This is a genomic window from Phocaeicola intestinalis (assembly GCF_014837065.1).
Taxonomy (GTDB): domain Bacteria; phylum Bacteroidota; class Bacteroidia; order Bacteroidales; family Bacteroidaceae; genus Phocaeicola; species Phocaeicola intestinalis.
In genome coordinates this window covers 24,758-31,532 of sequence record NZ_JACSPP010000049.1, presented here as the reverse complement: position 1 = coordinate 31,532, position 6,775 = coordinate 24,758, and the positions used below count along the sequence as shown (strand labels likewise).

Genomic DNA, 6,775 nt, shown 5'->3' with positions numbered 1-6,775 from the left:
CACATCGGACATCAAATGGAGAGACTACTACTTACCGGACGATGAAATCGTTTAAGGTTTGTTAGTACATTTATCACCACACGGAGTAAAAAAAGCCTCTTTTCACAAAGAAGCTTTTTTAAGTTTTCAATAGGTATTAGTTTTTTTTTTAAGGTAAAAAGATTGTTTTCAGGATAACACCACAAAGATGAGGCCTTTTTTCGAACTAAACAAATAAAAACTTATGTCTTTAAACATGTTTTTCAATTTTCTTTCATTTTTCTTTCTTTGCATTCTTTAAGGAGCTCTTCCCTTTGTCTCGTTACAAAAGTAATAAAATTTCTTTAAAAGCAAACAAAAGTATCAAGATAACCCGAAATCTGTGCTATAATGACAATATTTTCTTTTCCACCCTCAAGTCGTCTTCCGTCATCCGAGGCGAAGGAATGTTGCACATACGGATAATATCTTCCGCCTGACAGGTATAATCGTAGTATGCCTTTTCTTTTTCATCCAGCACCTCCAGAGCCTTCAGTTCTCCCTTCAATTTCAAAAACTCGTCGCGCGCTATGCTGTCCGAATATTTTACAAAAAGGATGCGCCGCGCCACGGGATTGTAATTATAGTCGAAACACATGTACAGGCCGCGCAAGAAAGGCGGACGGTCGTACATCGGAAGTTTCAGGCAAATGTAGAACAAAGAGAGTTGAGGCGAAGGGTTCTCGTTGAACATCAGGTACAGGTGGTTGAAGCCGTTCATCAAAGCCGTACCCCAATGGGTCACCCCATACGCATTGTTATGCCCCACCTCCACATAATTGCCGTTCTCGGCAGGGGCAATCAGGTAGGGTTCAATCTTCAGGCTCCGGCTCCCCGACGAAATGCTATAGCTGATGTAAATGCCGCTGAAGTTGAACACACGCCCCATCGTCTCCTGCACATTGTTTTCCAACTGTACGAGAAACGGGCATCGGGCATCTTCCGGAACCGCCTTTGCCTGATAATCCGTGGAGAACAAAGAGTCTTTCAATCGGGCAAGCGAACCGAGCAATTTCTTTTTCGACACATTGTTCACCCACACCAGCGCATTGTTCAACGCCTCTTCCTCGCCCATCCCTTTCTCGCGGTTCTTGAAATAAGCGGGAAGCACCGTCGAATAAATAGCCGACAAGACGCTGGGCGAAAAGCCTGCCCGTTCCGCCATGTCCTTCATCTTGACGCCTTTCTGGCGCAAGAATGTCATGCGGTCGTATATTCCTTTCAATTCCTCCATAATAAAAACAGGGTTTGGGCACGAAGTTAATCAAAATTCTTCAAATATCCGCCCCGAATCATGCAGATAGTTGCGTTGCCCGATGCATATAGCTGCACCGGCATGTGCCTGTATATGCAAGTTTGGAAGACACGAAGCGTTACAATTGTTACAAATGACAATTACAAAAGTGTATTTCAACAAGGCGTTTCCAGATTCCAATGAGGGAAGACTGAGACAACATAGAAATTATATATTATATATATTATATAATATATATAATATATAATTTTAAGAAGAAGTTCGCTCCATCGGTTGGCTTACATGAAAAACGGTTTTCAATTAATTGTAATTGTAACAATTGTAACGCTTCCTCATATTACAAACCGGTTTCATTTCCATGTCAGTGTGATGTCTATTTTGTAAAAGAACCGTTTCAGGAATGTTTCTGAATTGTTACACGAATATGATTCCTGCTTTATTCATTTTTCCCTTGACGGCAAGGCCCTACTTTTGCACCGGAATCAAAACGAGAACAGAAACATGAGAACTCAAACACAAACCATACCCGGAAACAAAAAGCCGATGCCCGACTGGCTCTTCGTGCTTTGGGCAGGAGGCACAGCCCTGCTTTCCTATTCCTTGGTCTATGCCCTGCGCAAGCCTTTCACGGCGGCAGAGTTCGAAGGGCTCCAGGTGTACGGGATGGACTACAAGATAGCCGTCAGCATCATCCAGTTGCTGGGCTATGTAAGTGCCAAATTGTTAGGTATCAAATACATCTCCGAGCTGAAACCCGAAGGACGCCTGAAGTTCATCATCGGGTCGGCGGCTTTGTCCGAAATCTCGCTCATCGCTTTCGGCGTGCTCCCTATACCTTATAATATAGTGGCGCTCTACTTCAACGGGCTTTCGCTGGGATGCATGTGGGGTGTGATATTCAGCTTCCTCGAAGGGCGGCGCACCACCGACATCCTTGCCAGCATCATGGGCGTAAGCATGGCGCTCAGCTCGGGCGTAGCGAAATCGTTAGGCCTTTATGCGCTCAACCAGCTTCACGTGAGCGAGTTCTGGATGCCTGCCCTCATCGGAGCCGCGGCTTTTCCCCTGCTCTGCTTCACCGGATGGATGATGACCCGCTTCCCCAGACCTACGGAAGCCGACATCGCTTCGCGTTCGGAACGCGTCACACTGAACGGGCACCAGCGCTGGGCATTGTTCCGCCGGTTCATGCCCCTGCTCATCCTGCTTTTCGGAGCCAACCTCCTGCTCACCGTACAACGCGACATCAAGGAAGACTTTATCGTATGCATCATCGATGTACAGACCATCTCTTCGTGGGCATTCGCGCAAATCGACTCGATAGCGACCTTTGTCCTGCTGGCTGTATTCGCCTTGCTCGCCACAACCTACAATCACCTGAAGGTGCTTTGCATGTTATTGATACTCTCTACATTCGGTATGGGAACCTTGGCGTTCTTAGGGGCGACCGAAGGAAACGAGCATATCCCCACCACCATCTGGCTCTTCCTTCAAAGCCTTTGCCTGGACATCGCTTACCTGAGCTTCCAGACCATCTTCTTCGAACGCTTCATCGCCTGCTTCAAGATAAAGGGAAACGTGGGGTTCTTCATCATTACCATCGATTTCGTAGGCTATTTAGGCACACTCGGCTTGTTGCTCTTCAAGGAATTCTGCGCCTCTCACATCGACTGGGCATCCTTCTACAACCACATGAGCCTGTTCATCGGAGTGGCATGCTGCCTTTCCTTCATCGCCTCGCTGATCTACATGATTTATGCCCGGAAACGCAAGCAAGGCCCCCTGCCCGAAAAGGCGGAACAACCTGAAACAAGAAAGAATGAAAAAGAAAATAATATCTACTTAACAACTTCTGCTATATGAAAAAGATTGAATGTGTGATTTTAGACTGGGCGGGAACCGCCGTAGATTATGGATGTTTTGCACCGGTATCGGCTTTCATCGAAAGCTTCCGTACGCTGGGACTCGAAGTGAGCGCCGCCGAAACACGTGCCCACATGGGGCTGACCAAGATTGAAGAAATCCGTGCCCTGTTCCGTATCGACCACGTAAACCAGGCGTTCCGCGAAAAATACGGACGCGACTATAACGAAAATGATATCCAATCCTGCTACACCGAATTCCAACGTCTGCTATTCAGCACCCTGCGCAACTATTCGGGTCCGATAGCACATGTAGTGGAAACCATCGACACCCTGCGTGGCATGGGCATCCTGATAGGCTCCACCACAGGATATACCCAAGAGATGATGGACATCGTCATCCCTTCCGCCGCCGAGCAAGGATACAAGGTAGACAATTGCGTCACCTCGGACAACCTGCCCGCCGGACGCCCTGCACCTTATATGATTTATAAGAATATGTGCGACCTCGCCATTCCTTCCCGCTTCTCGGTATTGAAATACGGAGATACGATTTCCGACATCAAGGAAGGCGTAAACGCCGGCGTATGGAGCGTGGGAGTCATCTTGGGAAGCAACGAGCTGGGACTGACCGAAGAAGAAGTGCAAAACATGCCCGAAGAAGAACTGAAAGCACGTATGCTCGAAGTAAGATACCGCATGTATGCCGCCGGAGCACACTATGTAGTGGATTCCATCAAGGAACTTCCTGCCCTGATCAATGCCATTAACACACGCATGAACAACGAATAACCGATAATACACCTTTTAATTAAAGGAGTTAAGAAGTTAAGGAGTTAAGCCAATACCTCTGTGTATACGGTTCTTTGACTTACTATTGGCTTAACTTCTAACGGAGCAAAGCGGAGTGATAACTCCTTAACTTCTTAACTCCTAAAAAATAAACTAAATATCAACATCAACCTATATACAACATGAGACCGTATTTATTATTGACCCCCGGACCGTTAACCACAAGTGAAACCGTAAAAGAAGCCATGATGAGCGACTGGTGCACGTGGGACGAAGACTATAACGTAGGCATCGTGGAAGTAATCCGCAAAGAACTGGTAGAATTGGCAAGCAGCCGCCCCGAAGAATATTCCGCCGTACTGATGCAAGGAAGCGGAAGCTTCTGCGTAGAAGCGACATTAGGCTCGGTCATCCGCCCCGAAGACCACCTGCTGGTTGCCGCCAACGGTGCATACGGCAAACGCATGGGGGTAATAGCCGACTATTATCACCTGAACTATCACCTGATGAAGTTCGACGAAACCCAACAGGTAGACCCGGCACAGGTAGACGCATACCTGAACGAGCATCCCGAAGTGACACACGTATCGGTAGTGCATTGCGAAACCACTACGGGTGTGCTCAATCCGCTGGAAGCCATCGCCGAAGTGGTAAAACGCCACGATAAAGTGTTGATAGTAGATGCCATGAGCAGCTTCGGGGGAGTACCCATCGATATGGCGCAATTAGGCATCGATTTCATGATTAGTTCTGCCAACAAATGCATCCAGGGCGTTCCCGGATTCGGATTCATCTTGGCACGCCGTTCGCTTCTGGAACAATGCAAAGGCGTAGCACGCTCGCTCTCGCTCGACCTCTACGACCAATGGGAAACCATGGAAAAAGGACACGGCAAATGGCGATTCACCTCGCCTACCCACGTAGTACGTGCCTTCATGCAAGCCCTGAACGAACTGAAGGCGGAAGGAGGCATCGCCGCACGTCATGCCCGTTATAGTGAAAACCACCGTACACTGGTAGAAGGCATGCGCTCACTGGAATTCCGTACCCTGCTGCCCGATGAAGCACAATCGCCTGTCATCACCTCATTCTATTATCCCTCGGCAGATTTCAACTTCAAGGATTTCTATCAGAAGCTGAAAGCGAAAGGCTTTGTCATCTATCCGGGTAAAATCTCTCAAGCTGATACCTTCCGCATCGGAAATATCGGCGATGTATTCCCCGAAGACTTCACACGCCTGGTAGAAGCCATCAAAGAAATCAGATAATTCCCTAAAACGGAGTCAATACAGCAAGTCCCGGCACAAGGCATCATGCTTTTGTGCCGGGACTTGATACGTTATGTCACCCTTATAGCTGAGACAAATACAGGTTCGTTGCTTCAAGATTAAAGTAATTGGCATCCCAAGTCTCACCGTCTTCCAGCCCCAGCCATTCACGCATTTCTTGAGCCTCTTCCGATTCCGGGTCTTCTTCCAACAATCCCTTCATATATTCATAGCCGGGCACACCGCCACAATCTTCCGGAGGACAAGTTCCCTTACCTGCCAGACAACGGGCATGCAAGAGAGCCTCATCGGATACGGCCTCCAATTTGATCGTATGTATCCAGTCATCCCCGAAATCATACCAATAAACCAGACTTTTCGAGGAATCTTTTCCCCAAAAAGTACGCAATTTCAACTTACTTGCATCTTTTCTTGGAGCGAAAGAGAAAGCATCCATCTCATCCGGTTCGGATATATAGAAAGAACCGCCGTAAGCTTTGTCGGAAAAAGAATACAAATGCGCGTTTTCCCACCCAAAGGCTTCTTGGATTACAAAATGGAATTGCTGGAAAGTAAAAGAGTCCGGTACCAATATCCGCCTCCATACAGGCGGTTTGGTGATACCTTTAATCTGAATTTTAAATTGGTAAGTCATGAGCTATGTATATTTTTGTTTGTTCATCCTCTGTTTGCCACTTCACTATGCCACCCCTCAAGAACTGCAAATATACGAAAAGATTTTAAATTCTTTTCCGAAAACATCAACAGATTCACTTTCCATATTCCGGTTCCGGCCATTCTTGTTCACATGGTATATTCATGTTCCAATTCGTTCACGATAGCTTTATTGATGAAGTCATTAATAGTAGTTCCGCTTCCGGCTACAGCCTCGGCCACACGTGAATGAAGTTCCGAAGACATTCTTACGATAAGTTTTCCACTATATGGTTTTTCCGGCTGTACGCCCCGTTCCTTACACTGCGAAAGATAATCGTCAACGCCTTCTTCAAAATCCTTACGAAGTTCGTCCACGCTGTTCCCCTCATACAAGATTGTTGCTTTATGCAATCCCTGTACTTTACCGAATAAGCAATTGTCTTCCGGGCTGAACTCTACAGATCCCGAATAGCCCTTATATTTAAAGAATCCCATAAATTATTTGTTTTTAGATTGTTCGTATTTTTCTATTAACCTGTTTTTCTGTATATGCTCTACAATACCTTTTATCACGTATGCCTTTAATATGCTTCCCGGATGCGGTTTGTGTAACGTGAAAGGAGCATCACCTTCCGGGTTTACAAATTCAACACGTGAACCTGATGTGCTTCCTTTATTGTTTTCTGTATATCCGAATATGCCGAACAACCTTTTAGCTTCATCATAAGTGAAGTCTTTCGGCTGTGACAATATACGGGCAATCAATTTTTCTTTAGTTCCCATCCTTTTATTATTTGAACACAAAGATACTAAATTTGATACTAAAAGCAAAATATTTCGTAGATATACTATGCACAATAGATGCCGCAAGAAGTATAAGAAGTATAGGTGTTTTATCAAATCTGTACCGACAAATCAAATTC

7 protein-coding genes are annotated in these 6,775 nt (G+C 46.2%); 3 read left to right on the top strand and 4 right to left on the bottom strand.

Annotation, left to right across the window (positions count from 1 at the left end; all coding sequences use genetic code 11):
• Positions 1-364: 364 nt before the first annotated feature.
• Positions 365-1,252, bottom strand: a complete 888-nt coding sequence (locus H9625_RS13300; RefSeq protein WP_191764797.1) for a hypothetical protein — start codon at positions 1,250-1,252, stop codon at positions 365-367.
• 522 nt (positions 1,253-1,774) lie between these two features.
• Between H9625_RS13300 and H9625_RS13295 the strand changes: the two genes are divergently transcribed.
• The 3 genes from H9625_RS13295 to phnW all read left to right on the top strand — a co-directional run bounded on the left by H9625_RS13295 (position 1,775) and on the right by phnW (position 5,195).
• Complete coding sequence (locus H9625_RS13295) at positions 1,775-3,136, top strand: DUF5690 family protein (protein ID WP_191764795.1); 1,362 nt, start codon at positions 1,775-1,777, stop codon at positions 3,134-3,136.
• Entirely contained in the window at positions 3,133-3,927 is a 795-nt protein-coding gene (gene phnX / locus H9625_RS13290; RefSeq protein ID WP_191764793.1) for a phosphonoacetaldehyde hydrolase, read from the top strand. Before H9625_RS13295 ends, phnX begins: the two co-directional genes overlap by 4 nt.
• Before the next feature lie 182 nt (positions 3,928-4,109).
• Positions 4,110-5,195, top strand: coding sequence for a 2-aminoethylphosphonate--pyruvate transaminase (phnW, locus tag H9625_RS13285; protein ID WP_191764791.1), 1,086 nt, complete (start codon positions 4,110-4,112; stop codon positions 5,193-5,195).
• A gap of 82 nt (positions 5,196-5,277) precedes the next feature.
• On the opposite strand, the gene H9625_RS13280 is transcribed toward phnW, so the two are convergent.
• From H9625_RS13280 to H9625_RS13270, 3 genes are all read right to left on the bottom strand, one after another.
• Positions 5,278-5,850, bottom strand: a complete 573-nt coding sequence (locus H9625_RS13280; protein WP_191764789.1) for a plasmid pRiA4b ORF-3 family protein — start codon at positions 5,848-5,850, stop codon at positions 5,278-5,280.
• 149 nt (positions 5,851-5,999) lie between these two features.
• Positions 6,000-6,347, bottom strand: a complete 348-nt coding sequence (locus H9625_RS13275) for a type II toxin-antitoxin system HicB family antitoxin (RefSeq protein WP_022040296.1) — start codon at positions 6,345-6,347, stop codon at positions 6,000-6,002.
• A gap of 3 nt (positions 6,348-6,350) precedes the next feature.
• A complete protein-coding gene (locus H9625_RS13270) occupies positions 6,351-6,635 on the bottom strand; it encodes a type II toxin-antitoxin system HicA family toxin (protein ID WP_013617533.1) in 285 nt (94 codons plus the stop codon).
• Between the last annotated feature and the right edge of the window lie 140 nt (positions 6,636-6,775).